This is a genomic window from Weizmannia sp. FSL K6-3076, assembly GCF_038007245.1.
Taxonomy (GTDB): domain Bacteria; phylum Bacillota; class Bacilli; order Bacillales; family Bacillaceae_C; genus Weizmannia; species Weizmannia faecalis.
In genome coordinates, this window is the sequence record NZ_JBBOWU010000001.1 from 1,653,150 (window position 1) to 1,677,793 (window position 24,644).

The window sequence follows — 24,644 nt, forward strand, 5'->3', positions numbered from 1 at the left end:
CCTTTCTATGGTTCCTGATGGGACTATTGCACTTTGATACGGCCGGGATGACTCGCGACGACTTCACCGATCAGGCTGGCTTCCACCCCTGATTTTACAAGTTCTTCGAGCAGCTGTTCCGCTTCATCGCCGGCAACGGACAGCAATAGGCCGCCTGATGTGACCGCATCACTTAAAATCCATTTATCTATTTGGTCCATGCCTTCTGGGAAGTCGACGACATTTTCAATATGGGCAAAATTATTCTTTGTGCCGCCCGGAACAGCACCTGCTTCCGCCAGTTCACGCACGCGCGGCAGCACCGGCACTTTGTCTTGGTAAATACGGAGCCCATTTTTGCTCCCCTGCGCCATTTCGGATGCATGGCCCAAAAGCCCGAACCCGGTCACATCGGTCGAAGCATGGATGGTGTAATCCCGGGAAATTTCAGCTGCTTTTTTATTTAAGGTGGCCATGACATTGGTCACGCGTGTGATCTCTTCTTCCGTTAATAAATCCCGTTTAATGGAAGTGGTCAAAATCCCGACCCCGATCGGTTTCGTCAATATCAGCTTGTCCCCCGGTTTGGCCCCTGCATTCGTGCGGATATTTGCCGGGTGGATCGTGCCAGTCACCGCCATCCCGAATTTAGGTTCCTGGTCATCAATCGAATGCCCACCGGCTAAAGTGACCCCGGCTTCTTTGCACTTATCACCGGCGCCTTTTAAAATATCGGCAAGAATGGCTTTGTCGAGGGTATGGATCGGAAAAGCAACAATATTCAGCGCAGTTAGCGGCGTACCGCCCATGGCATAAATATCACTAATTGCGTTTGCCGCCGCCACCTGGCCGAATGCATAAGGGTCATTGACAATCGGTGTAAAAAAGTCGACTGTCTGCACGATTGCCAAATCATCCGTCAGCTTGTAAACGCCGGCATCATCGTTCGTATCGAGCCCGACAAGCAAATTCGGATCCGCTGCCTTCGGTGGCAGCGTCCGCATCACCTGCTGCAAATCCGCCGGACCGATTTTGCATCCGCATCCGCCTTTTGTTGTCAGTGAAGTCAATTTTATTTTTTCTGATTGTGCCATATTGCATCAACCTGACCTTTCTTAAAGCATGTCTGATCCTTGTACCATTATAGACCACTTCGCAGCAAAATGCATTTTCTTCCGCTCCGTCCGCCTAATGAGGACGCTGAAAACGGGTCCCGGTGGTGAAATCAGGCAAGCCGGGATAAACCCGCAACCCATTATGGTATAATAAAGGAAACAAATTTTTGAGGTGATCGCGTTGAAACTGGCATTTATATCCGATATTCACGGCAATGCGCATGCGCTCGAAGCCGTGCTGGAAGATATTGAACAAAAGCGGGCCGATAAAATTTTTGTCCTCGGCGATCTTTGCTTTCGCGGCCCGGAACCGCAACGGGCATATGAGATGGTGATGGCTTTAAATACGGAAGTGATTAAAGGGAATGCCGATGAATGGGTGTACAGGGGCGTCGGCATGAATGAAGTGCCGGAAAAGGCTTATGAAATGATGAACCGGGAGCGGGACTGGACGGTTTCCCGGATGGAACAAAATGCAGTGGAGTCGCTGCACCAGCTTCCCGAAGAGGTAAAATACGAATACGGTGGCATTAAAATTCACGGATTTCACGCCACCCCGTACAGTTTGTTTGAAAATGTGCCGCCGGATAGTGAAAACAGCAAGTTGAAAGAGAAGTTAATGCAGGAAGACGCGGATATTTATTTATATGCGCACATCCACCTGCCGTTTATCCGCACGTTTGATGGCAAAACGTTTGTCAATCTCGGCAGTGTCGGTCTGCCGTTTGACGGGATCGCCAAAGCCTCTTATGCGATGGTGGAAATTGGCGATCACGATTACCAGGTTTCCAATGTCCGTGTTTCCTACGATGTGCAAAAGACGATCGGGTTATTTGAAGCTTCCGATTATCCGAATAAAGACAAGCTGATCGACATTTTAACCCGGGCAAAAAATGATTAACCCCGCCCCCCGGTTTTAACCGGGGGTTTTTTGCGGCAGAAGTTTTTGTGAAATTTTTCTCGAGTAAGCATGAAAAAGTGCAGCAGCCCCATGCCAAAAAAGAGACAGCCATTGGCATCACCCGCCATTTATTTTTTCACCTTATTATGTTATCATTAACAATTGGTATAAATTTTACTGTCATAGAAATGGAGATGTTGTTGCTTTGGCTGTTGTGAATCATACGGCAAAACCTGAACAGCAATCCGAGAAAAAGGCGGCATGGCTTGCCGTTTTGTTTCTCGTCATTGCCGCGTTCGGCCTTTTTTATGTAAAATGGTGGCCGTACTATGAGAAGTCTTTGCTTGCCGCCCATACGCATTCCATCGGGACATCGATTCTCGGGGATCCGGGCAAATCGGCATCATTTTCATGGGATGGCACCTTCCAATATGTGATCGCGTATTTTCAGGCTGTTTGGAAAGCGGCCGTGCTCGGCATTTTGCTCGGTTCGCTCGTGCAAGTGCTCCTGCCTTCTGCATGGCTGCTTAAAGTGCTCGGCAAAACGTCATTTGGAAGTACGGTCATTGCCGGAGCGAGCGCCATTCCCGGCATGATGTGCACATGCTGCGCTGCACCGATTGCAGTCGGGCTGCGCAAAAAACAAGTGTCCACACCTGCGGCACTCGCCTTTTGGATTGGCAACCCGATGCTGAACCCGGCAACGCTGATTTTCATGGCTTTTGTATTATCATGGAAGTTTACCCTTCTCCGCATCGTGGCAGGAATCATCATGACGTTCGGGGTCAGCTGGCTGGCGGGCAAGATCGTAAAAAACGAACAACCGGTGGATATCCGCCAGTTCGAGCCGGATGCCGGAGAAAACAACGGGTCCTTTTTCTTAAGATGGGGAAAGGCCGCCGGAAATATGATCCTTTATCTTGTTCCGGCTTATTTGCTTTCGGTTGTTGTGTTGAGCGTGGCCCGTTTCTGGTTGTTTCCGGCATTCGGCCAGCATGCCGGAAACAGCATTACGGCGGTGATCCTGCTTGCTCTTGCCGGCATGCTGTTCGTTATTCCGACAGCGGCTGAAATTCCGATTGTCCAGACGATGATGGCTTTCGGGCTCGGGACAGGCCCGGCCAGCGCACTGCTTGTGACGCTTCCGGCAATCAGCCTTCCTTCCTTGATCATGGTTGGCCGGTCGTTTTCAAAACAAACCCTTCTGTTTGTTGCCGCCTCCTGTGTTGTGATCGGGATTGTGGCAGGATTATGCGGAATGTTTTTTTAACCAAACGATTGCCCGGAACATATGAACAAAACGGCGCGGCTCAAATAGCTGCGCCGTTTTGTATTCATTCCCTGGTTTGCCCGCTCCCGTAAATCCAATATTTTGTGGACGTTAAAGCATCCAGCCCCATTGGACCACGGGCATGCAGTTTCTGGGTGCTGATGCCGATTTCCGCCCCGTATCCGAACTCAAAACCGTCTGTAAAGCGGGTGGACGCATTATGGTACACACAGGCGGCATCCACCATGAACATGAAATGTTCCGCCCGGGCCCCGTCTTCTGTTACAATCGCCTCTGAATGTTTTGTGCCGTAACGGTTGATGTGCCGGATCGCTTCATCTGTATCTTCCACCGTTTTGACGCTGATTTTAAGCGCGAGATATTCGCAATACCAGTCCTCTTCCGCCGCCTCTTTTGCAGCCGGAAAAATTTTTCGCACCGGCTCGTCTCCGTAAATTTCCACCCCTTTTTCGGCCAGTGCGCTAAGCAGCTTTTCACCGTGCTGGGCGAGCCAATGCGCATGGATTAAAAGCGTTTCGATAGCATTGCAGACGGATGGGCGCTGTGTTTTTGCATTGACTGCGATCCGCACGGCCATTTCCGGCTGTGCTGTTTCGTCAATATATAAATGGCAATTGCCCGCCCCGGTTTCAATCACCGGTACAGAAGCTTCGCGGACAACAGTATCAATCAGCTTTTTCCCGCCTCTCGGGATTAAGACATCAAGATAATCACGAAGGTGGAACATTTCTGTTGCCGCCTCCCTGCCTGTATCTTCGATGAGCTGGACGGCATCTTCAGGAAAGCCTGTCTCCGCCAATGCGCGGTGAATGGAAGTGACGAGCGCCTGATTTGAGCAGATGGAAGACGAGCTTCCCCTTAAAATGACCGCATTGCCCGTTTTGATCGCAAGCGTGGCAGCATCGGCCGTAACATTCGGGCGCGCTTCGTAAATCATGCCGATGACACCGACCGGCACTTTCTTTTTGAGGATGAGCAATCCGTTTTCTTTCTTGATTTCCTCGACCGTTTCCCCGACCGGATCTCTTAATTTCACAAGCAGCCGGACCGCTTCTGACATATCATGGATCCGCTTCTCGTTCAGCATCATCCTGTCGAGTATATTTTCCGGAAGGCCTGCCCGACTCCCCCGGCTGAGGTCTTTTTTGTTTTCGGAAATGATCGTTTCCCGGTCCTCAAGCAAAACACGGGCAATCGCCAAAAGCGCTTTGTTTTTTTCTTCCGTTGTTTTTTTGGCGAGCACCATGCTAATATTCTTCGCTTTTTTTCCCTTTTCTGCGGCTTCAGACATTTAACCCAGCCCCTTTCTGTTTAAAGGCACCCAATGATCGCGGTGAATGACTTCTTCTGCTGCCCGCCCGCTAGGCCTCATAAGCACGCGCAACAGCTCTTCTGCATCATAAAGCACTTCCCCTTTTCCAAGCAGCCCTTTTGCGCCGTAGACGTCCACGACATCGCCTTTTTGGAATGTGCCGGAAATTTTTTGAATGCCTGCCGGAAGCAGGCTGCTCCCTTTTTGCAGCAAAGCCTGTTCCGCGCCGCGGTCAATGTATATTTTTCCGGCACTTTCCGAAAACAGCGCGATCCATTGTTTCCGGCTCTTTACAGCTGGGCGGGTGGCTCCGATATACGTGCCGTCCCCTTTTCCTTCGAGTATCCTGACGAGTTTATCGCACCCTTTTCCTTTTCCAATAAACACCCGGACGCCGAGGGAGACAGCTGTATTTGCGGCTTTTAACTTTGACAACATGCCGCCTGTTCCCGCTTTCGACCCGGCGCCTCCAGCCATTTTCATCATCTCGGGCGTAATATGATCGATAAAATCAATGCGCTGCGCACAACGGTCGTATTTTGGATTCGTGCTGTACAGCCCATTTACATCCGTTAAAATGATGAGGCATCCGGCGTGGACAAGCCCGCTGACAAGCGCTGACAGCATATCATTATCGCCGAAAGTCAGTTCTGAGACCGACACGGAATCATTCTCATTGATAACTGGGATGACGCCGCGGCGCAAAAGCTCTGTTATCGTTGAATAAGCGTTATGGTACCGGTCTTTTGTGGAAAAATCTTTCCGGGTCAACAAAATTTGCGCCGGTATTAAGCCGTAAGCACCGAGCGCTTCCCTGTAACGCTGGATGAGCACACTCTGGCCGATAGCAGCAGCAGCCTGCTTCCCTTTTAACGTGACGGGCCGCGCCGGGTAACCGAGCAGCCGGAACCCGCACGCGACGGCGCCGGATGAAACGACGACCACCTCATGCCCGGCTTTGTGCAATGCGACAAGGGCGCCGATATGATCGGCAAACTTCTGTTCATCGATTTCACCGGCGTCATTTGTTAAAGAACTGCTTCCGATTTTTACGACGACTCTGTTTTTCTCCATGGCTTTTCTCTCCTTCTAAAAAAGGTGAAACAAAAAGGCCTTTCCGTCCCTGTAAAAAGGACGAAAAGGCCTTGCTTTTCGCGGTACCACCTTTTTTGGGCGACATTTGCGCCCCGCTCTTTTTTGATAACGCAAAACTTTGCGCCCGGTTTTCCGGGACTCGGAAGGCAGGTTCGGCAGGCCGCCTGCTGCTGCACCTTTCAGCCTGTGGGTGCCGCTCTCTTATGCAAGGGTGATCCGCCTACTATTCCTTCGTTCACGTTCAGTATTTTTAATTATCTTACAACAGCAGTCGCAGAAATGCAAGCAAAATATTTTGCTATGCATAACCCAGGCAGCCGGGACAGAAAATAAGCTTACATGCGGATTTCCCCCGAAAATGGAAAGCAAATTACTTTCTATACGGTGAAAATTTGATATACTAGTCATGTATGAGGTTTCATCACCTTTCTTTGTGAATCTTGGTACGTAATTATGGGAGGAAATTCACAATTAGGAGGGGGGAATCAGGGAACCCGTATATTTTTTTGCATCTACATATGTGTGGGAATTCCATCAGAAAAGGAGAAATAGAAGATGGCAGAAACTTCAGCTCAAAAAGGCAATCCTGAAGAAAAACCGGAAGTAACCCCGGAAACGGCAGTCGTACAGAAAGATTTGCTGGATCAATTATTGGATCCGGAAATCCAGCAATCTTTGACGGTGTTGGTTGAAAGCCTGCCGAAAATGGCCGAACTGGTCACCATGTTAAACAAAGCCTATGATTTTGCGCAATCCATTATGACAGATAAAGTGCTGGTCAATGATTTTAAAGGCGGATTTCTAGGCTTTCTGGATCCCGTTGCCGAAAAAGCAAAGGGGCTTGCCCAAACTGCGATTGAAGCAAAAGACCGTGCCGAGACGTCCACAGACACAATCGGATTGTTCGGCCTGTTGAGGTTGCTGAAAGATCCGCAAGCCCAGAAGCTGTTCCGTTTCCTGCAGTCTTATCTTGCAGTCGCGGAAGAACGCAGCAAACAGCAGTAAGGTGAATGAGAACTAATGAAAACGGGGGATCCATATGAGTAAAAAAATTGTCATTTTAGGGGCCGGTTATGGCGGCCTGTTATCTGCGTTATCAGCGCGTGAATATTTGTCAAAAGACGATGCAGCGATCACGGTCGTAAACCGTGTGCCGGACCATCAAATTATTACGGAATTGCACCGTCTGGCGGCGGGCGGCGTTTCTGAAAAACGGGTGTCGCTTCCGCTCAGAAAACTGTTTAAAGGTAAAGATGTCGACGTTCAGGTGGATGAAGTCACAAAAATCTCGCCTGATTCGAAAGAAGTATCGCTCGGAAGCGGCTTTAAGCTGAATTACGATGTGCTCGTTGTCGCACTCGGCAGCGAAACAGCTTTCTTCGGCATTCCGGGCCTTGAAGAAAACAGCTTTCTGTTAAAATCAGTGGACGATGCGAAACGCATTCATGCCCATATCGAGTCCTGCCTTGCGCAGTATGTCAAAACGAAAAACAAAGCGGATGCCACATTTGTTGTCGGCGGTGGCGGCCTGACCGGGATTGAACTGGTTGGCGAGCTGGCGGACAAGGTGCCGGCATGGTCGAAAAAATTTGCGATCGACCCTTCTGAAATCTCGCTTATTTGTGTCGAAGCGGCGCCTTCCATTTTGCCGAACTTCGCGCCAAATCTAATTGAGCGGGCAACGAAGAGCCTGGAAGCGCGTGGTGTGCAATTTTTGACAGGCATCCCTGTTACGAAATTCCAGGATAATGTCGTGGAATTAAAAGACGGCCAGAAAATCGAAACAAAAACGCTTGTCTGGACGGGCGGCGTGCAAGGAAACCGTGTCGTTGCAAATTCCGGGATTGAAGTAAACCGCGGGCGTGCAACGGTAAACGCCTTTTTGCAATCCACTTCCCACCCGGATGTGTTTGTTGCAGGCGACAGCGCGGTTGTCTTCCCGTCAGAAGGCGCACGCCCTTATCCGCCAACAGCACAAATGTCATGGCAAATGGGCGAATTGATCGGCTATAATCTTTATGCTTATTTAAAAGGCGGAAAAATGCAGACGTTCCAGCCGGTCAACTCCGGTACGCTTGCAAGCCTCGGCAGAAAAGATGCCATTGCATTTATCGGGGAAAACCAAACGCAATTAAAAGGCTTCCCTGCTTCCGCTATGAAAGAAGCAAGCAATATTCGTTACCTGGCCCATATTAACGGGTTATTCTCACTTGTATATTAAGGAAAAAGGCGCATCCAAACGCGGATGCGCCTTTTTTAAGCCCCTTTTTCCCCGGCAAAACCTAAGTTGCAGGCCGCGCTTTTTTTCGTGCAAATTGGCCGCAACCGGCTCTATACCTGCACGAAAAAAAGCCCGGCATCACCGGGCAGCTTTACAAACCACTTTCGCTTCTTTTTTTCTTTTTGTCCATATATTCCAAATACGCCTCATCGTGGGTAAGCCATGCTTGGAACTGGCGCTTTACAAATTTTTCCGCTTCTTCAAAGGCAGAAAAAGAAGGAGACTGCTTTAAGCCTCTTGCTTCGATCGCCCAGCCTTTTTGAGGGTCTTTATAAATAAAGATTGGTTCCCCGCTGCGGTTTTGGTATAAACATCCCGCTTCCTGCCCTTTGATATTGGACTGGTTATGGGCAAAATCGCGTTTCAGCGGTTCTGTTTTAAACGTTTCGACGACAAACTGCCGGAACGCCTCTTCCGTCAGCACGGCCCCCGATGCTTTTTTGTGCCCGCCCCCGTCGTATTTTTTGGCAATTTCCGATACGTCAATATGGTCATGAATCGTCCTGAAACTGATCCGTTTCTTTCCGACCATGCAAATGGCGATATAATCGAGATGCGGGTATTCTTTTGCAACGGCATTCCCCAATTCGGAATGATGCGACTCGGCATGAATAACGCCTGCATAATAACCGTCAATCACAGCCTGGTAGACTTCCCGCTTTTTTCCATTTATATATCTTTCGATTTTTTTCTCTTCCAGATCGAGGATCTTTTCTTCCAAATCATCAAATGAAAACGTTTCACTGCCGCTAAGTTTATGTAGCAAAATCTCTTCAAACTCTTCGATCGGATACAGATAGAAAAGATCATTTAATTTTTTGGCCTGCATATTCCCGTTGCGTTCCCATTCCCATGTATCCATTTGCCGGACAAGTTCGACAAACGCGTCAACAGCACCTGTCGGGTTGATTTTTCCTTCCGCTTGCAGATACCGATAAAACAAAGAAGTGGCGCTTGCCTGTTTGCCGTCTTCCTCCACCTGGACAGAAGCCCATTCATGCTCATTTAAGTGAAGCGCGCTTTTATGGTGGTCAATCAGTTTCACTTTTCCGCCCTGTGCGGCATAGGCATCAAGGAGCTCCGCATTTTTTTCGTTGACCGATAAATCGGTAATCCATAACATGTCTTCTTTATGTTCTTTTTTCAAAAAAGCTTCAACCTGGGGATTTAAACCGGACACGGAATTATACTGGATTTCAATGTCTTTTCCGAATGCAAGCCTGGCAAGAATCCCACAGCCAAGCCCGTCCAGGTCATTATGGGTTAATAAACGATACATCAATCTTCCTCCGAAATTAAAATTTCTGTATGGTCTCCCATACGGATGTTTTTCACAAAATAATATTCTTTGCCTCCGCCCGGTTCTTGGTATATACCTTGCTGCCGTCCCCGATGACAACAAGATCGCAAATGCCGAGAAAAAGCCCGTGTTCAACAACACCTGTGTAACCATCAAGCCAGGCTCCAAACGCGCCGATATCAGGCGATTTGAGCTTTATATCCACGATATAGTGGCCGCCGTCTGTTACATACGGCCGGCCTTCTTTCATCCGGAGGACAGGGTTTAATCCTTCCCGCTCAAACGTTTTCATCAAATGCTTGTATCCGAACGGGACCACTTCCACCGGCAGCGGAAAAGCGCCAAGTTGTTGAACCATTTTCCGGGAATCCACCACCCAGATATTTCTTTTTGATGCCTTTGCCACCAGCTTTTCAAACAACAACGCCCCGCCGCCGCCTTTAATGCCATTTAAGGAAGGGTCCACTTCATCGGCCCCGTCAATGGTCACATCCATTTGTGCCGTGTCGTTCAAGTCTGCTATCGGAATGCCGCATTCGCGCGCAAGTTTTTCTGTCGCACGCGAGGTGGGCACACCGGTGATGTGCAGGCCGCTTTGCACCCGTTCCCCTAATTTTTTTATCGTGTAATAAACAGTTGAGCCGGTCCCAAGCCCGACAATCATTCCATCTTCTACGAGTTCCGCTGCTTTCTCCCCGGCCATCTTTTTCCCGTCCATACCTCTGCACCTGCCTTTACTTTGATTTTATAACAGTCTTAAAGAATTATAAAGGAAAGCGCAAACAGCCATGAAATGAAAATAAAAAAATCGCTCTGCCTTTCAAGGTTTAAACGCAACACGCACACACACGGGCCATTTTTGGATAATATAACCGGACATGCCGGGCCTTATACAAGCATACATTCACGGGCGGCCGCTTTTTGCGCTTTTTCGGGCAATCCAACAACTTTGAAGCTCGTTTTCCGTCAGGCTTTTTGTTCACCGGATTACAATAGCTTGGCTGCCCATCTGCTTCCACGCTTTCTCAAATGCTTCACGGCCAAGCTGCTTATTTTTTGTTCCATACGGGTCATTCACATAAATATGGCCTGCATCATACCCCGTGATGACTACACTGTGCTCGCTGTATGTGATGTTAATGCTTCCCCGGGGCGTGTCCCATGTTTTGAAATCAGAAACCGGCTGAAACCGGGCTGTCGTAATCACCCAGACAGCATGCCCTTCCTCAACATTTTCCAGGATTTTTGAAAAAGGCTGTCCCGTTAAATCCGCCGCTCTTTTGCCGGCATATTTTTTGGCCAGTTCAAAAACAGGGCCGTGGTACACGCCATACCCGGGACCATCCTCCATGTTCCCGACAAAACCTGCGTTCGGATTGCCGTGCTGCCCGTTTTTATAGGTAAACGGCACATACTTGATTTCTTCCGCCAATTGATTCTTGGTCACATGAAAACCGTTATCGACAAGCAGCATCGCGAGGCTTGTCACTTCACAGCCGTTATAAAGGCGGGGCGCATCCATTTGCCTGATAATCGGCACATCGAGCAGTTTTTTGGCAGCAGCGTTATTTTGCGCGGATTTTTGGGCCGATTCTTTATGGGTCAGATACTCATTTAAGGCGAGCAACATGACGATCAATACGATTGCTGCAAAAATGAGCCTGGATGATTTCATCTGTGCTACTCCCCTTTCGGTTATGGCGAAAGCATTCACCGTCTTTCCGTTCTTTCCTGTATGCACTTTAACCCCTGCCGGCCGGGGAAGCGCACGGGAAACTGTCTGTCCCGCTTTTAAGCCGGCCACGGGAAGCCGCCATTCCTGCAGAGAAACCAGTCTTGAATTATTATATGGATAAATTGGAAAGAACTCAACTCCGCGTAAGAGCAATCCAAAATGAACATCAAAGGACTGCTGTTATGTAATCTCACGTGCCGATGAAAAATACGTATATTTTTGTCAGGTTTTCTTACACAAAGATGGTCTAAACGGCTTTTTTGGTATATATTAATAAAAACACCTTACAAAGGGAGGATGCACCGGTGGCAACGAATGAATCATACTTGGAAAAGAAAGTCATCTCGATCGGAACGGTATGTGAATTAACCGGCTTAAGTGAAAGAAGAATCCGCTACTATGAAGAAAGGAAATTGATTTTCCCGGAACGGACAAACAGAGGGATCCGGAAATATTCATTTACCGATGTTGAACGCCTGATGGACATCGCCAATAAACGTGAAGAAGGCATCCAGACTGCGGAAATCCGCAAAGAATATATGAAAGAGAAAAAATACAATGAACGCACGATGCGCGAACAAGTCATCCGCGGCCAGCTGAATGCTTATTTCCGCACAAGAGAATAATGCATCAAACGGCAGCCGGGCAGGCTGCCGTTTGCGCAAGCTGTTTATTCATACACGCTCCGGATATCCGTGTTTGCAGGAAGGGCGAACGGATTGTCCTTGTTAATATGGTCATAGAACATAATCCCGTTCAAGTGGTCCATCTCATGCTGAAAAACAATCGCGGGATAGCCCTTTAATTTAATGAGCACTTCATTCCCGTCCAAATCGTATGCCTTTACTTTAATCCGTTCATAACGCGGCACAAAACCATCCACTTTCCGGTCAACCGACAGGCAGCCTTCCCCTTGCGGAAGGTAGATCATCGATATCGAATGGCTGACCAGTTTTGGATTAAAAACCGTGTACGCCTTTTCACCGTCTTCATCCGCAATATAAACGGCAAACATCCTTTTATTAAGGCCGATCTGATTTGCGGACAATCCAACGCCTGCACGCAAATTGCATTTGCCGGCAATCTCCGGATCCTGGCTGTTTTTTAAAAACTGGAGCATGCAGCGCAGTTCCGCTTTGTCTTCTTCAGTTGGCGGCATGTTCACTTCATCCAGCACTTTTCTTAAAATCGGATCGCCTTCCCTGACGATATCATCCATTGTAATCATATAATCATCATTATATTTGCTCATAGATTGAACCCTCATCTGCCTTTTTCCTGAAATTCTATTTACCCGGCACGGGACGGCCCCGGAACCGGCTGCCATTATACCTGTTTGGACATTGTTAATCTTACCATACCGCAGCAAAAAAATCTAAACAGACGGAACGCCGGACACGGTTTCCGCCAATGCGAACCCCCTGCCTATCATAAACCGGGCACACCTTTTAAAGGGCGGCCCGGTATTTTCAGCTTTTTGCCGTTTTGGCCCGAGATGGAGCGTCCGGCGCACAACAGCTTGCTGTATTGCAGTGGTTTTTCAATGCACAGGAAGCGCACTGCCCTTCCCTGCTTTTTTTGATAAAACGGATCAGCGTAAATGCCGCATAAGCAAAAATCACAACACCGAGCAAAATACTAAATAACATCGGAACATTCCCCCGTTTTAAAAAGCGATGAACCGCCCAATATTGTAAATCAGAAAAGCGATCAAGTAAGCAATCACAAGTGCATAAGCGATCGAAAAAAGCGTCACTTTCCCCGAACCGGTTTCTTTATGGATAATGGCCACGGTCGAAAGGCATGGAATGTATAAAAGAATGAATACCATGAAACTATAGGCCGAAAGCGGTGTAAAAGCATGGGAAATCACACCTGCCAGAGATGCGCCGTCTGGAACAAAATAGAGGACGTTCATCGTCGAAACGACCACTTCTTTTGCCATAAAACCGGTCAGAAGGGCAGCCGCGGCCTGCCATGTTCCAAAACCGAGCGGCTTGAAGACAGGCGCAATCCATCCGCATAGGATCGCCATAAAACTTTTATCGACAGGCACATTGAATCCGCCCGGCCCCGCATTCGAAATGAGCCAAATGGCTACCGTGCCACCGAAAATCAAAGTCCCTGCTTTCCGGACGAAACCTTTCCCTTTATCCCATGTGCTTCTGTACAAACTCCGCGCATTCGGCACGCGGTACGGCGGCAGTTCAATGACAAAAACAGAACCTTCCGTTTTTACCACCATTGAAAATACTTTGGCAAGCAAAAGCGCAACGACAATGCCGAGCACATACAGCGACAGGACAATGAGTGCCTGATGGTGGCGGAAAAAAGCCGCGACAAACAAACTGTAGACCGAAAGCCGCGCAGAACAGGACATCAATGGGGTCAAAAGCGTCGTTAACAGCCGCTCTTTCGGCTGTTCAATCGTCCTTGCTGCCATGACGCCGGGCACATTGCAGCCGAAGCCGATAATAAGCGGAATAAACGCTTTTCCGTTCAAGCCGACTGATTCCATCACCCTGTCCATGACCATCGCTACCCGTGCCATATATCCGGAATCTTCAATCACCGAGATAAAGAAAAACAAAACAAAAATTTGCGGCACAAAAACGAGAACGCCGCCAACTCCGGCCACAATCCCGTTTAACACAAGATCACGGATAAACGGTGTTGCCCCCGCTTCTTTCAACCCTGCTTCAATCCAGGCGGTCAGCGGGCCTGAAAAAAACTTGTCAAGCCAATCCGATAAAGGGGTGCCGAGCCAGTTGAATGTAATGCAAAATACCAAATACATCATCACAAGAAAGATCGGCACGCCAAGGTATTTATTCGTGACGACGGCATCTATTTTCTCCGTCAGCGTTTTCTTTTCTGCCGCCGTTTTTTCAACAGCGGTTTCCATTAGCCTGTCAATAAATTGCTGCCGCTTTTTAAACATTTCCTGCTTAATGGAAGTATGCGGGTTGGCGGCACGGAGCCTGCGCTCCACACCCGCGCAAAAATCTTCGAGTTCCGGCTTTACATTCATAAACGCCGGAATTTGGCGAATCACTTCATTGCCTTCCAAAAACTGGAGCGCCAGCCATCGTTTGTTCAATGACCGGAAATCCGGCAGCCGGTCCATGAGATAGGTCGCCGCATGCTCCAATTCATCGCCGTAATCAATACGGAAATCGGGCACAACCGCCTTTTCTTGCATCTGCTCCGATATGGCCTTGCATCCTTTTCCTGTCCTTGCAATAATCGGCACGACTGGAATGCCGAGGGCTTCTGCAAGTGAACGATCGTTCACTTTCATGCCGCGCGATTTTGCAACATCTATCATATTCAGCCCGATCAAAACCGGCTTTCCGTACTCCATCAATTGGATGGTCAAATGCAGGTTCCGTGCAAGCTGGGAAGCGTCGACGATATTCAAAACGGATGTGAAGTCTTCCTCAATTAAGAATCTCGATGCCACCGCTTCATCTTTAGAAAGCGGGTTCAAGGCATAAATACCGGGCAAATCAATCAGCACCCCGGCATTTTCCTTCAGCTGGCCCACCTTTTTTTCAACGGTGACACCTGTCCAGTTTCCAACATATTCATATGATCCGGTAAGCTCATTAAAGAGTGATGTTTTTCCCGTATTGGGGTTTCCAAATAAAGCGACCTGCATTATAAACACTCCACTTGGATCCGCATTGCTTCTTTTTTGCGGATGCCGATGCACTGCCCGCTGACTTCAAGCATGCAAGGCCCGCCGAAAGGCAATCCGCATTTATAACAAACTTCCCGGCCTTCAAGCACACCCAAATCAAGAAGGCGCCTTTGAATACTTTGATCAATGCTTGATAAATCTGTAATAATCCCTTTGCTTCCGGGTTTCAGTTCGGTCAAGACCATGGTATGCCCCTCCCAGAGATAGAGAAATAGCGTCTGTTCATTGATAATGATTATCATTCTATATTCCTATCATACCGCATTTCATTGTGAGCGTCTATCTTATTTTCAGGAAACAAGGGAAACTTTCACATATTTATGTGAAATTATTCACATAAATATGCATTGACAGCCGGCTTGTCCGCCACAACATGCAAAAAGCGGGCCCCTTAAAGGAGTCCCGCTTTTTGCGGCAAATGCACGCCGCTTTTTTCAATGCGGCGGACAGCTTCCATAAGCCTTTCTTCATCCTGTACAAGCGCGATTCTGACATATCCTTCGCCGTGGGGACCAAAGGCGTTGCCAGGCGTAACCACAACGCCGGCTTTGTCCATCAGTTCATATGTAAAAGCGAGGGACTTTTTGCCTTCCGGGATTTTGGCCCACAAAAACATCGTAGCATCAGACGGGCGGATTTCCCAGCCGATCCGCGATAATCCGGAAACAAACAAATCCCTTCTTTTCTCATACAGTGCAGCATTGTGGCGCGCGAATTCCTTGCCGTTTGCCAAAGCAGCGGCAGCCGCCCTTTGGACCGGTTCAAAAATGCCGTAATCCATATGCGATTTCATTTGGGCAAACAGCCGGATCACTTCCCGGTTCCCTGCCAGAAAACCGATCCGTGCCCCCGCCAGGTTAAAGCTTTTCGATAAGGAATTAAATTCAACCCCCACATCTTTTGCCCCGTCAACAGACAGGAAACTGATCGGCTTTTTCCCGTTAAAGACGAGTTCACAATAGGCAAAATCGTGGACGACGACGAGATCATATTGTTTTGCAAACCGGACGGCTTCTTCAAAAAACTTTTTCTCAGCAAGCACCGGGATTGGGTTGCCCGGAAAATTCAGCATCATCATTTTCGCTTTTTTTGCGATCTCTTCCGGGATTTTTGACAAATCCGGCATAAATCCGTTCTCTTCCAGAAGTGGCATCGGATAAGGTACGGCTTCCGCCAGTTTTACCCCTGATTCATAGGCTGTATAACCGGGATCCGGAACGAGAATGATATCGCCGGGGTTACAAAAGACGAGTGGAAGATGGATAATGCCATCCTGGGAACCCGCAAGCTGAATGATTTCGTGTTCAGGATCCAGTTTCACTCCGAACTGTTCGTAATACCGGGCCGCCGCCTCGTAGAAAGCTCCGATCCCGGAAATTGTATACCCGTATTGGCGTGGGTCAGCTGCATTTCGGGCCATTTCTTCCATTACAAAAGCAGGCGGTGCCTGATCCGGACTCCCGATGCTTAAGTCAATCATCCGGTTGCCTTCTTCTATTTTTTTCTTTTTGTACGCCAAAAGCTCATTGAATATCAACGTCGGTAACTGGTTCATGCGTCTTGCAGTGTCAACCAAAAGCTTTTCCTCCCAATTTCCCGGTCCTAGGGCTTTGTGTGCCTGTTCCAGGATGCATTAGCATAAGATTAAAAGGTTTATAATGATTTATTGTACCACACTTTCCGGCATCCTGGGAGCTGTTATCATACAGTTATAGTTGGAAGCGAAGGATCCGGCCTGATTAAAAGCCTGACGATTGCGTAAGAAGCCCGTTTCTTATGCTTTTGATTCCGTAGCCACGTTTGCATCCGCTTGTTCAATCCGGTTTGCGGAGTTGTTTTTCCGCCATCTGAAGCTGTGCCGCCACTTGTGCATGTCCTGTTCCCCCGGCGCTGTTCCGCATTTTTACAACATGAACCGGTTTCAGCACTTCAAAAATATCGGCCTCAAAAAGCGGGCTGAACGACTGGTATTCATCCAGTGTCAGGTCAAGCAAATACTTGCCGTGCTGAATGCCATAAAGGACAATCTGCCCGATCACCGCATGCGCCTCACGGAACGGCAGCCCTTTTTTTGCCAAATAATCGGCAATATCGGTTGCATTCGCGTAATCGTTCGAGACAGCCCGGAACATCTTCTCCCGGTTCACTTTCATCGTTTCAATCATCGGCGCAAGCAGCTTAAGCGCCCCTTGAAGCGTATCAGCCGTATCAAAAATGCCTTCTTTATCTTCCTGCATGTCTTTATTATAGGCAAGCGGCAACCCTTTCAGGACGGTCAACAGCCCGATGAGGTTCCCGAACACCCTTCCCGTTTTCCCGCGCAAAAGTTCGGGGACATCGGGATTTTTCTTTTGTGGCATAATGCTTGACCCCGTGCAAAAAGAATCATCCAGCTCGATAAACTGGAATTCCTGGCTCGACCACAGCACCAGTTCTTCCGACAAACGGGAAATATGCGTCATCAATATAGCGGCATTTGCCAAAAATTCAAGCACAAAGTCGCGGTCGCTGACAGCATCCAGGCTGTTCGGATAAATGCGGGAAAATCCGAGCAGTTCGCGCGTCCGTTCCCTGTCAATCGGAAAAGTCGTCCCGGCAAGCGCCCCGGCACCGAGCGGCAGCCAGTCCGTCCGCTTTAAGCTGTCTGAAAATCTCTCTTTATCACGTTCCAGCATCCAAAAATAAGCGAGAAGATGGTGGGCAAACAACACCGGCTGCGCCCGTTGCAGATGGGTGTAACCGGGCATCATCGTTTCTTTGTTTTCTTTTGCTTTCGTCACGATGGCTTCCTGGACGAGCGCAATCAGGCGGATCATTTCTTTTGTCGTTTTCCGGACATACAGGTGCATATCGGTCGCAACCTGGTCATTCCGGCTCCGCCCTGTATGCAGCTTCCCGCCGGCAGGGCCGATTTCATCCATCAGCATTTTTTCGATATTCATATGGATATCTTCATTCTCAACTGTAAATGCTGCTTCCCCGTTTTTAATTTTTTCGGCAATTTTCCGAAGCCCTGCTTTGATCTGTTCCACATCGTTCTCAGGCAAAATGCCGCATTCGCCAAGCATTTGGACATGGGCAAGGCTCCCTTCAATATCTTCAAAAGCAAGCCTTTGGTCATATCCGATCGAAGCTGTATAGGTTTCAACAAGCTGATTCGTTTCCTTTGTAAAACGTCCGCCCCAAAGCTTTGACAATGTCATTTCCTCCTGCTGCAATAGAATTAAAAAATGAAGGCTGCACGGCAAACCGCCACAGCCTTCCGGATATTTTACCGTTTTCTCCCGGCCCGGTAAACAGGTGAAAAATACCTGAACGGGCCGGTTCCAACCTTGAAATTTGCCGTGCTTATGATTTAACATCAGAAACAACGGCCAAATGGCTTATTGATTTAACACTTTCCCGTTTTCCTGGATTTCGGCAAATACTTTTGTCGGCAGCCCCCACAGTTTGATGAAGCCGACTGCAGCATTATGGTCAAACGAATCGCCTTTCAAATAGGTCGCCAGTTCTTCATTATACAGGCTGTATGGGGATTTTCTTGCCACTACCGTGTGGGTGCCTTTAAACAGTTTCACGCGGACCGTGCCGGTGACCGTTTTCTGTGTTTCCTCGACAAACGCATCGAGCGCGGCCTTTAACGGCGAATACCAGAGCCCTTCATAAATGATTTTGGTCAACTGCTGTTCCACCGTTGTTTTAAATTGTGTCACTTCACGTGGCAGCGTTAAAAATTCCAGTTCTTTATGGGCATTGATCAGCACGACTGCAGCAGGGTTTTCGTATACTTCGCGCGATTTGATCCCGACAAGGCGGTTTTCAATATGGTCGATTCTGCCGATGCCATGTTTGCCGGCTGTCAGGTTCAGCTCTTCGATCATTTGGACGAGGCCCATCGCTTTGCCGTTTAAGGCAACCGGGACGCCTTTTTCAAACGTAATTTCAATATATTCTGGCTCATCCGGCGTCATTTCGATCGGCGCAGTCCAGTCGAATGCTGCTTCCGGCGCTTCGTTCCAAGGATTTTCAAGGACGCCGGCTTCGCACGCTCTTCCCCATATATTGGCATCAATCGAAAACGGATTATCTAAGTCTACCGGAATCGGAATATTGTTTTTCTCCGCATATGCAATTTCTTCATCGCGGGTCATGCCCCATTCACGGACAGGCGCAACGACTTTCAGGTTCGGGTTCAGCGCCTGAACGGACACTTCAAAACGGACCTGGTCGTTCCCTTTTCCGGTACAGCCGTGCGCCACGGCAACGGCGCCTTCCTGTTCCGCGACATCTACCAAAAGCTTTGAAATAAGCGGGCGGCTGATCGCAGAAGACAGCGGATATTTTCCTTCATAGAGCGCATTTGCCTTTAATGCCGGCAATATATAATCTTTTGCAAGCATTTCTTTCCCGTCTATGATCACAGCTTTGATTGCACCGACATTCAGCGCTTTCTGGCGGATTGCATTTAAATCTTTGCCTTCGCCGACGTCAATGCCAAGCGCAATAACATCATAGCCGTATTTTTCCTGAATCCATTTAATCGATACGGATGTATCCAAACCGCCTGAGTAGGCCAATACAATTTTTTCCTTTGCCATTTCTCTCTCCCTGCCTCTTTGTATAATTAATATTGAAGTTGAATTTTTATACACCCATTATATCGGATTCATTCAACATTTTCCAGTAGTTTTTTTAAAATGGCTTTATGGGCATGGAGCCGGTTCTCCGCCTCGTCAAAAACCGCGGAATGCGGGCCGTCAATGACCGCCTCCGTGACTTCTTCGCCGCGGTGGGCGGGCAGGCAATGGAGGAAAAGAAAATCTTTTTTTGCCAGTTTGCATAATGATTCATTTACCTGATAATCTTGTAAATCTTCGAGCCGTTTCTTCGTTTCGTCTTCCTGCCCCATGCTCGCCCACACATCGGTGATGACCACATCGGCATTCCGGATCATTTCTTCCGGGTTTTGGCCCATTTCAATACAGACCCCTTTTTTGGCCGCTTCTTTTTGAGCCCCGGCAAGAATGCCGGCATTCGGCAAATAGCCTTCCGGGGCAGCGACGGACATATGCATACCCGCCTTTGCCGCCCCCTCGAGCAATGAGTGGCACATATTGTTATTGCCGTCCCCGAGGTAGCAGATTTTGAGCCCGGCCAGTTGTCCTTTATATTCCTGAATGGTCAGCAAATCGGCCAAAACCTGGGTCGGATGGTGCAGATCGGTCAGCCCGTTGATCACAGGGACATCTGCGTGGCGCGCAAAAGATTCGATGGTTTCGTGCGCGAATGTGCGGATCATCAGGCAGTCGACATAACGCGACAACACTTTTGCCGTGTCATGGATCGTCTCACCGCGCCCGAGCTGAATATCCCTTGAACTGAGGAAAAGAGCGTGGCCGCCGAGCTGGAGCATGCCGGCTTCAAATGAAACCCGGGTGCGCGTGGATGATTTTTCAAAAATCATACCGAGCACTTTCCCTTTTAAGTACGGGGTCTCCTTCCCTTCTTTATGCGCTTTTTTTAAAGCGGCCGCTTCCTGGAGCAGATCGTTCAGCTCCTCTTCCTGCAGCGCGCCGATTGTTAAAAAATCTTTCTTTTTCGTACGGGCCAATGTCGCCATCTGTATCTTCCTTTCTGCTAAACTTCTGCTTTTATACGGTTAAAATCGTGAAGCGGGGCCACTTTTGGCGTTGTCCCTGTGGCATAGCGGGTAATGGCTTCCAATGTATCCAGACAGGTAAACAGCGGAATATGGAAACGCATCGCTGCTTCACGCAGCTTGCTGCCGCCCCTTCTTTGGTCCCGCCCTTTTGTCGGGATGACCACCGCAGCGGTCACGGGTTGCTGTTCGAAAAAGGCGGAGGCATCCTCAAGGCCTACTGTTTCCGCCGCCACGCCGTTTTTCGCCAGGAACCGGGCCGTATGTTCCGTTGCGGCAATCCGGTAGCCTCTGTCCGCCAATGTTTTCAATACCGGGAGCGCGGCTGCTTTTTCGCGGTCCGTCACCGAGCAAAATACAAATTGTTCTTCAAGCGGCGGCTCAAACACCGGATCTTGGACGGACAGAAGCGTTTTTTCGAGTGCTTCCCCGAATGTCCGGGCAAGGCCGAGCACTTCGCCTGTTGATTTCATTTCAGGCCCTAAAACAGGGTCGACATCTTTCAGTTTTATATAGGAAAATACCGGTGCCTTCACGGCGACAAGTTCCGGCGGTGCAGGAAGCCCTTTTTCTGCAAGCGGTTTTCCGAGTTGTATGGCAATGGCGAGATCAATCATCGGAATGCCGGTGACTTTGCTTAAAATTGGGACGGTTCTTGAAGCACGCGGATTCACTTCCAGCACATAAACGGTCCCTTCATAAATTAAAAACTGGATATTGGCAATGCCTTTGATTTTGCCCTTTAAACAGATTTTTTCGGCATACCGGATAAGCGTTTCCTGCACAGACGGGCTTAAATGCTGGGGCGGATAAACGGCCATGCTGTCGCCGGAGTGGACGCCCGCTTTTTCAATATGTTCAAAAATGCCCGGGATGAGCACCTTCTCCCCGTCACAAATGCAGTCGAGTTCGCATTCCGTACCCGGCAAATACTGGTCAATCATAAGCGGCCAGCTTTTTTCGCTTGCGTACTTCAACGCATCCGCATAAGCGTTGAGTTCGTCTTCGTGGTAAAAAATGAACATTGACTGTCCGCCAATAACATAGGACGGGCGGACAAGCACCGGAAACGACAGGTCTTTTGCCCCCCGTTTCAGTTCTTCTGCATCATAGGCGGTATGCCCTTTAATATGCGGAATGCCAAGCTCATCCAGCAGCTTGTAAAAAAGGTTGCGATCCTCAAGCTGGTCGATTTGTTCCACGTTCGTTCCAAACAGTTTCACGCCTTCAGCTTCAAGGCTCGATGCGACATTGATCGCGGTCTGGCCGCCGAATTGCGTGAAGACGCCTGCCACCTGCTCTTTTTCAATAATATGCAGCAAATCTTCCGGGCGCAGCGGGTCAAAATACAATTTATCCGCCATTGAAAAATCGGTGCTGACCGTTTCCGGATTGTTGTTTACAACAATCGTTTCATAGCCAAGTTGTTTGAGCGCCATAACGGCATGGACCGAGCAGTAATCAAATTCAATTCCCTGCCCAATGCGGATCGGTCCGGAACCGATGATCAGCACTTTCGGGCGGTTTGATACTTCCACTTCATCCCGGCCGCCCCAGGTGGAATAGTAGTACGGCGTTTGCGCCTCAAACTCGGCGGCACAGGTGTCCACAAGTTTATAAACCGGCATAAGCCCGAGCTGTTTTCTTTTTTCGCGCACCGCTTTTTCGCTGCATCCGCATAATGCCGAAAGACACTCATCACTGATGTTCATTTTTTTGGCTGCGCGCAGCAAAGCAGCCGGCATCGTATCGATCGTATATTGCTTGCATGTTTCTTCCATATCCACGATATTTTTTATTTTTTCAAGAAACCAGCGGTCGATTTCCGTGTATTTTTCAATGTCATCCAGCGCCATGCCTTTACGCATCGCTTCCGCCACCGCAAACAGGCGGATATCGGTCGCTTCCGTTAAAAGTGGGACCAAAACATCCGGCTGTTTTTCAGCAAGCGCCGGATAGAACAGACCTGAAAGCCCGAGTTCAAGCGAACGGATTCCTTTGTTAAGCGCTCCTTCAAATGTGCGGTCGATCGCCATTGCTTCGCCGGTCGCCTTCATTTGCGTGCCAAGTTTCCGGTCCGCTTCCGTAAATTTGTCGAACGGAAAGCGCGGAATTTTCACGACAACATAATCAAGGGCCGGTTCGAAGGAAGCAAACGTGTTGCCGGTTACCGGGTTTAAAATTTCATCCAGATGATAGCCGATTGCGCATTTCGTGGCAATGCGGGCGATCGGGTAACCGGTTGCTTTCGAAGCCAAGGCGGATGACCGGCTGACGCGCGGATTGACTTCAATAATATTGTACTGGTCGGAGTGGGGATCGAGCGCAAATTGGATGTTGCACCCGCCGATCACCCCGAGCGCGCGAATCACTTTTAAAGAAGCGTCCCGGAGCAGCTGGTACTGCACATCCGATAAAGTCTGCGATGGCGCGACCACAATCGAGTCGCCCGTATGCACTCCGACCGGATCGATATTTTCCATATTGCAGACAATGATGCACGTGTCGTTTGCATCGCGCACGACTTCGTATTCAATTTCTTTCCAGCCTTTGATGCTTTTTTCAAGCAGCACCTGGTGGATCGGGCTCAGGTCAAGGCCGCGCTGGAGCACTTCCCGAAGTTCTTCATCATTGGCTGCAAATCCCCCGCCGGAGCCGCCAAGCGTATAAGCGGGGCGGATAATGACGGGGTAGCCGATTTTTTTCGCAAATGCCAGCCCGTCTTCCATATTTTCCACAATTTTTGACGGCGGGATCGGTTCCCCGATATCAAGCATCAACTGGCGGAACTTTTCGCGGTCTTCCCCCTTCTGGATCGAATCCACCGGTGTCCCGAGCAATTGTACCCCATACTTATCGAGAATCCCCGCTTCATAGAGCTGGACGGTGAGATTCAGGCCGGTTTGCCCGCCCAATGTCCCGATAATGCCGTCCGGACGCTCTTTTTGTAAAATCTGTTCTATCGACTCCACCGTCAGCGGGTCAAAATAAATCCGGTCGGCCATTTCTTCATCAGTCATGATCGTTGCCGGATTGCTGTTGACAAGCACGACTTCAATTCCTTCTTCTTTCAAGGCAAGGCAGCTCTGCGTACCCGCATAATCAAATTCGGCGGCCTGGCCGATAACAATCGGGCCGGAGCCGATCACAAGCACTTTTTTGATCGATTTATTGAATGGCATAAGACAAAACTCCCGCTCTTTGTTGTACTCGTTGTAAAAAGTGGTCAAAAATGTATTCGGAATCACGCGGCCCCGGATGTGCTTCCGGGTGGAACTGGACGGAATAGACCGGCAAGTCCGGATGGATGCAGCCTTCAACCGTGCCGTCATTCACATTCTTAAAGGAAAGCTCGAGTTCCGATCCGGCAAGTGATGCTTCATCGACAACATAGCCATGGTTTTGGGCTGTCATCAACACTTTTCCAGTCTTTAAATCTTTAACCGGATGGTTGCCGCCCCTGTGGCCGAACGGCAGCTTTTTCGTCTTTGCCCCGTAAGCGAGTGCCAATAGCTGGTGGCCGAGGCAAATGCCAAGCACCGGATAAGCGGCGCTTACTTTTTTGATTTCCGGCAGCCACTCGGCTAGTTTAGCAGGATCCCCAGGGCCGTTTGAAATGACAATGCCGTCAGGTGCAAGTTCCGCCATTTGTTTTGCCGTAAAATCAAAGGGCACGACGGTCACTTTGCAGTTGCGGTCAAGCAAGTATTGCAAAATGGATTTTTTGTAGCCGAAATCCATCAAAGCAATGTGCAAAGGGCCATCTCCATACGTTTCCGGTTGTTTTATGGCCACTTCGGCTACGAAAAATTCATCGCCGCCGCATGGCACTTTTTGATCGCGGGACGTTGAAACAAGGCCGCGCACAGTGCCGCGTTTTCTGATCGTTTTTACAAGCGCGCGCGTGTCCACTCCTGCAAGGCAAGGGACACCCGACTTTTCCAAAAAGGATAGGGCCGTCTTTTCCACTTTATAAAAACTCGGGCTTGCGCATATTTCACCGGTCACAACCGCGCGCGCCGAGATGCTTTTGCTTTCGTGATCATCGCCGTTTACGCCGTAATTGCCGATTAAAGGGTAACAAAACACCAGAATCTGCCCGGTGTACGACGGGTCGGTGAGCATTTCCTGGTACCCCGTCATGCCGGTGTTAAATACCACTTCTCCCGTTGTTTCAGCGGGGTTTCCCGCAAAAAAGCCTTCAAAAATTTCTCCCGTTTCAAGAATAAGATATCCGCTTGTCACGATGTCTGTCCTCCCTTGTCTCTTTGCC

The 24,644-nt window shown here is 49.1% G+C and carries 21 protein-coding genes; 5 read left to right on the top strand and 16 right to left on the bottom strand.

Annotated features, from left to right (window positions below):
- Window positions 1-23: 23 nt before the first annotated feature.
- Window positions 24-1,073, bottom strand: a complete 1,050-nt coding sequence (gene selD, locus NSS95_RS07665) for a selenide, water dikinase SelD (protein WP_014098252.1) — start codon at window positions 1,071-1,073, stop codon at window positions 24-26.
- A gap of 202 nt (window positions 1,074-1,275) precedes the next feature.
- Between selD and NSS95_RS07670 the strand changes: the two genes are divergently transcribed.
- Both NSS95_RS07670 and NSS95_RS07675 read left to right on the top strand, forming a co-directional pair.
- The gene (locus NSS95_RS07670) at window positions 1,276-1,995 is read left to right on the top strand and encodes a metallophosphoesterase family protein (RefSeq protein ID WP_013859407.1); all 720 of its coding nucleotides are present in this window, start codon (window positions 1,276-1,278) and stop codon (window positions 1,993-1,995) included.
- Window positions 1,996-2,200: 205 nt separating this feature from the next.
- Complete coding sequence (locus tag NSS95_RS07675; RefSeq protein WP_340713850.1) at window positions 2,201-3,265, top strand: permease; 1,065 nt, start codon at window positions 2,201-2,203, stop codon at window positions 3,263-3,265.
- 64 nt (window positions 3,266-3,329) lie between these two features.
- Here NSS95_RS07675 and NSS95_RS07680 read toward each other — a convergent pair whose 3' ends face one another.
- The gene (locus NSS95_RS07680) at window positions 3,330-4,577 is read right to left on the bottom strand and encodes a glutamate-5-semialdehyde dehydrogenase (RefSeq protein WP_046720828.1); all 1,248 of its coding nucleotides are present in this window, start codon (window positions 4,575-4,577) and stop codon (window positions 3,330-3,332) included.
- Complete coding sequence (proB, locus tag NSS95_RS07685) at window positions 4,578-5,672, bottom strand: glutamate 5-kinase (protein ID WP_014098250.1); 1,095 nt, start codon at window positions 5,670-5,672, stop codon at window positions 4,578-4,580. It lies immediately after the preceding gene.
- Window positions 5,673-6,248: 576 nt separating this feature from the next.
- Between proB and NSS95_RS07690 the strand changes: the two genes are divergently transcribed.
- Window positions 6,249-6,698: a DUF1641 domain-containing protein gene (locus NSS95_RS07690; RefSeq protein WP_035184804.1), complete on the top strand. Its 450-nt coding sequence runs from the start codon at window positions 6,249-6,251 to the stop codon at window positions 6,696-6,698.
- A 34-nt stretch (window positions 6,699-6,732) separates the two neighbouring features.
- Entirely contained in the window at window positions 6,733-7,914 is a 1,182-nt protein-coding gene (locus NSS95_RS07695; RefSeq protein ID WP_035189951.1) for an NAD(P)/FAD-dependent oxidoreductase, read from the top strand.
- Window positions 7,915-8,065: 151 nt separating this feature from the next.
- Here NSS95_RS07695 and NSS95_RS07700 read toward each other — a convergent pair whose 3' ends face one another.
- From NSS95_RS07700 to NSS95_RS07710, 3 genes are all read right to left on the bottom strand, one after another.
- A complete protein-coding gene (locus NSS95_RS07700; RefSeq protein ID WP_168986022.1) occupies window positions 8,066-9,253 on the bottom strand; it encodes a DHH family phosphoesterase in 1,188 nt (395 codons plus the stop codon).
- A gap of 52 nt (window positions 9,254-9,305) precedes the next feature.
- Window positions 9,306-9,992 (bottom strand): ribose-5-phosphate isomerase RpiA, encoded by a 687-nt coding sequence (gene rpiA / locus NSS95_RS07705; RefSeq protein ID WP_014098246.1) that lies wholly within the window; start codon window positions 9,990-9,992, stop codon window positions 9,306-9,308.
- A 261-nt stretch (window positions 9,993-10,253) separates the two neighbouring features.
- The gene (locus tag NSS95_RS07710; RefSeq protein ID WP_046720879.1) at window positions 10,254-10,949 is read right to left on the bottom strand and encodes a C39 family peptidase; all 696 of its coding nucleotides are present in this window, start codon (window positions 10,947-10,949) and stop codon (window positions 10,254-10,256) included.
- A 365-nt stretch (window positions 10,950-11,314) separates the two neighbouring features.
- On the opposite strand from NSS95_RS07710, the gene NSS95_RS07715 reads away from it, so the two are divergent.
- Window positions 11,315-11,635: a MerR family transcriptional regulator gene (locus tag NSS95_RS07715; RefSeq protein WP_014098244.1), complete on the top strand. Its 321-nt coding sequence runs from the start codon at window positions 11,315-11,317 to the stop codon at window positions 11,633-11,635.
- A gap of 44 nt (window positions 11,636-11,679) precedes the next feature.
- Here NSS95_RS07715 and def read toward each other — a convergent pair whose 3' ends face one another.
- The 10 genes from def to NSS95_RS07765 all read right to left on the bottom strand — a co-directional run bounded on the left by def (window position 11,680) and on the right by NSS95_RS07765 (window position 24,616).
- Entirely contained in the window at window positions 11,680-12,261 is a 582-nt protein-coding gene (def, locus tag NSS95_RS07720; RefSeq protein WP_014098243.1) for a peptide deformylase, read from the bottom strand.
- A gap of 217 nt (window positions 12,262-12,478) precedes the next feature.
- Window positions 12,479-12,658 (bottom strand): FeoB-associated Cys-rich membrane protein, encoded by a 180-nt coding sequence (locus tag NSS95_RS07725; protein WP_014098242.1) that lies wholly within the window; start codon window positions 12,656-12,658, stop codon window positions 12,479-12,481.
- A 17-nt stretch (window positions 12,659-12,675) separates the two neighbouring features.
- Window positions 12,676-14,670, bottom strand: a complete 1,995-nt coding sequence (gene feoB / locus NSS95_RS07730; protein ID WP_014098241.1) for a ferrous iron transport protein B — start codon at window positions 14,668-14,670, stop codon at window positions 12,676-12,678.
- Entirely contained in the window at window positions 14,670-14,897 is a 228-nt protein-coding gene (locus NSS95_RS07735) for a FeoA family protein (RefSeq protein WP_026104508.1), read from the bottom strand. The genes feoB and NSS95_RS07735 overlap by 1 nt, the downstream gene beginning before the upstream one ends.
- A gap of 206 nt (window positions 14,898-15,103) precedes the next feature.
- On the bottom strand, window positions 15,104-16,288 hold the full coding sequence (locus NSS95_RS07740; RefSeq protein ID WP_061577604.1) for an LL-diaminopimelate aminotransferase: 1,185 nt from the start codon (window positions 16,286-16,288) through the stop codon (window positions 15,104-15,106).
- Window positions 16,289-16,526: 238 nt separating this feature from the next.
- Complete coding sequence (gene argH, locus NSS95_RS07745; protein ID WP_026683381.1) at window positions 16,527-17,909, bottom strand: argininosuccinate lyase; 1,383 nt, start codon at window positions 17,907-17,909, stop codon at window positions 16,527-16,529.
- A 186-nt stretch (window positions 17,910-18,095) separates the two neighbouring features.
- Window positions 18,096-19,310 carry an argininosuccinate synthase gene (locus NSS95_RS07750; protein WP_014098237.1) on the bottom strand — a complete coding sequence of 405 codons (1,215 nt, stop codon included), beginning with the start codon at window positions 19,308-19,310 and terminating at the stop codon, window positions 18,096-18,098.
- Between the two features lie 68 nt (window positions 19,311-19,378).
- Entirely contained in the window at window positions 19,379-20,332 is a 954-nt protein-coding gene (argF, locus tag NSS95_RS07755; RefSeq protein ID WP_014098236.1) for an ornithine carbamoyltransferase, read from the bottom strand.
- Between the two features lie 17 nt (window positions 20,333-20,349).
- On the bottom strand, window positions 20,350-23,553 hold the full coding sequence (gene carB, locus NSS95_RS07760; protein WP_340713851.1) for a carbamoyl-phosphate synthase (glutamine-hydrolyzing) large subunit: 3,204 nt from the start codon (window positions 23,551-23,553) through the stop codon (window positions 20,350-20,352).
- Window positions 23,540-24,616, bottom strand: a complete 1,077-nt coding sequence (locus tag NSS95_RS07765) for a carbamoyl phosphate synthase small subunit (protein WP_014098234.1) — start codon at window positions 24,614-24,616, stop codon at window positions 23,540-23,542. The genes carB and NSS95_RS07765 overlap by 14 nt, the downstream gene beginning before the upstream one ends.
- Between the last annotated feature and the right edge of the window lie 28 nt (window positions 24,617-24,644).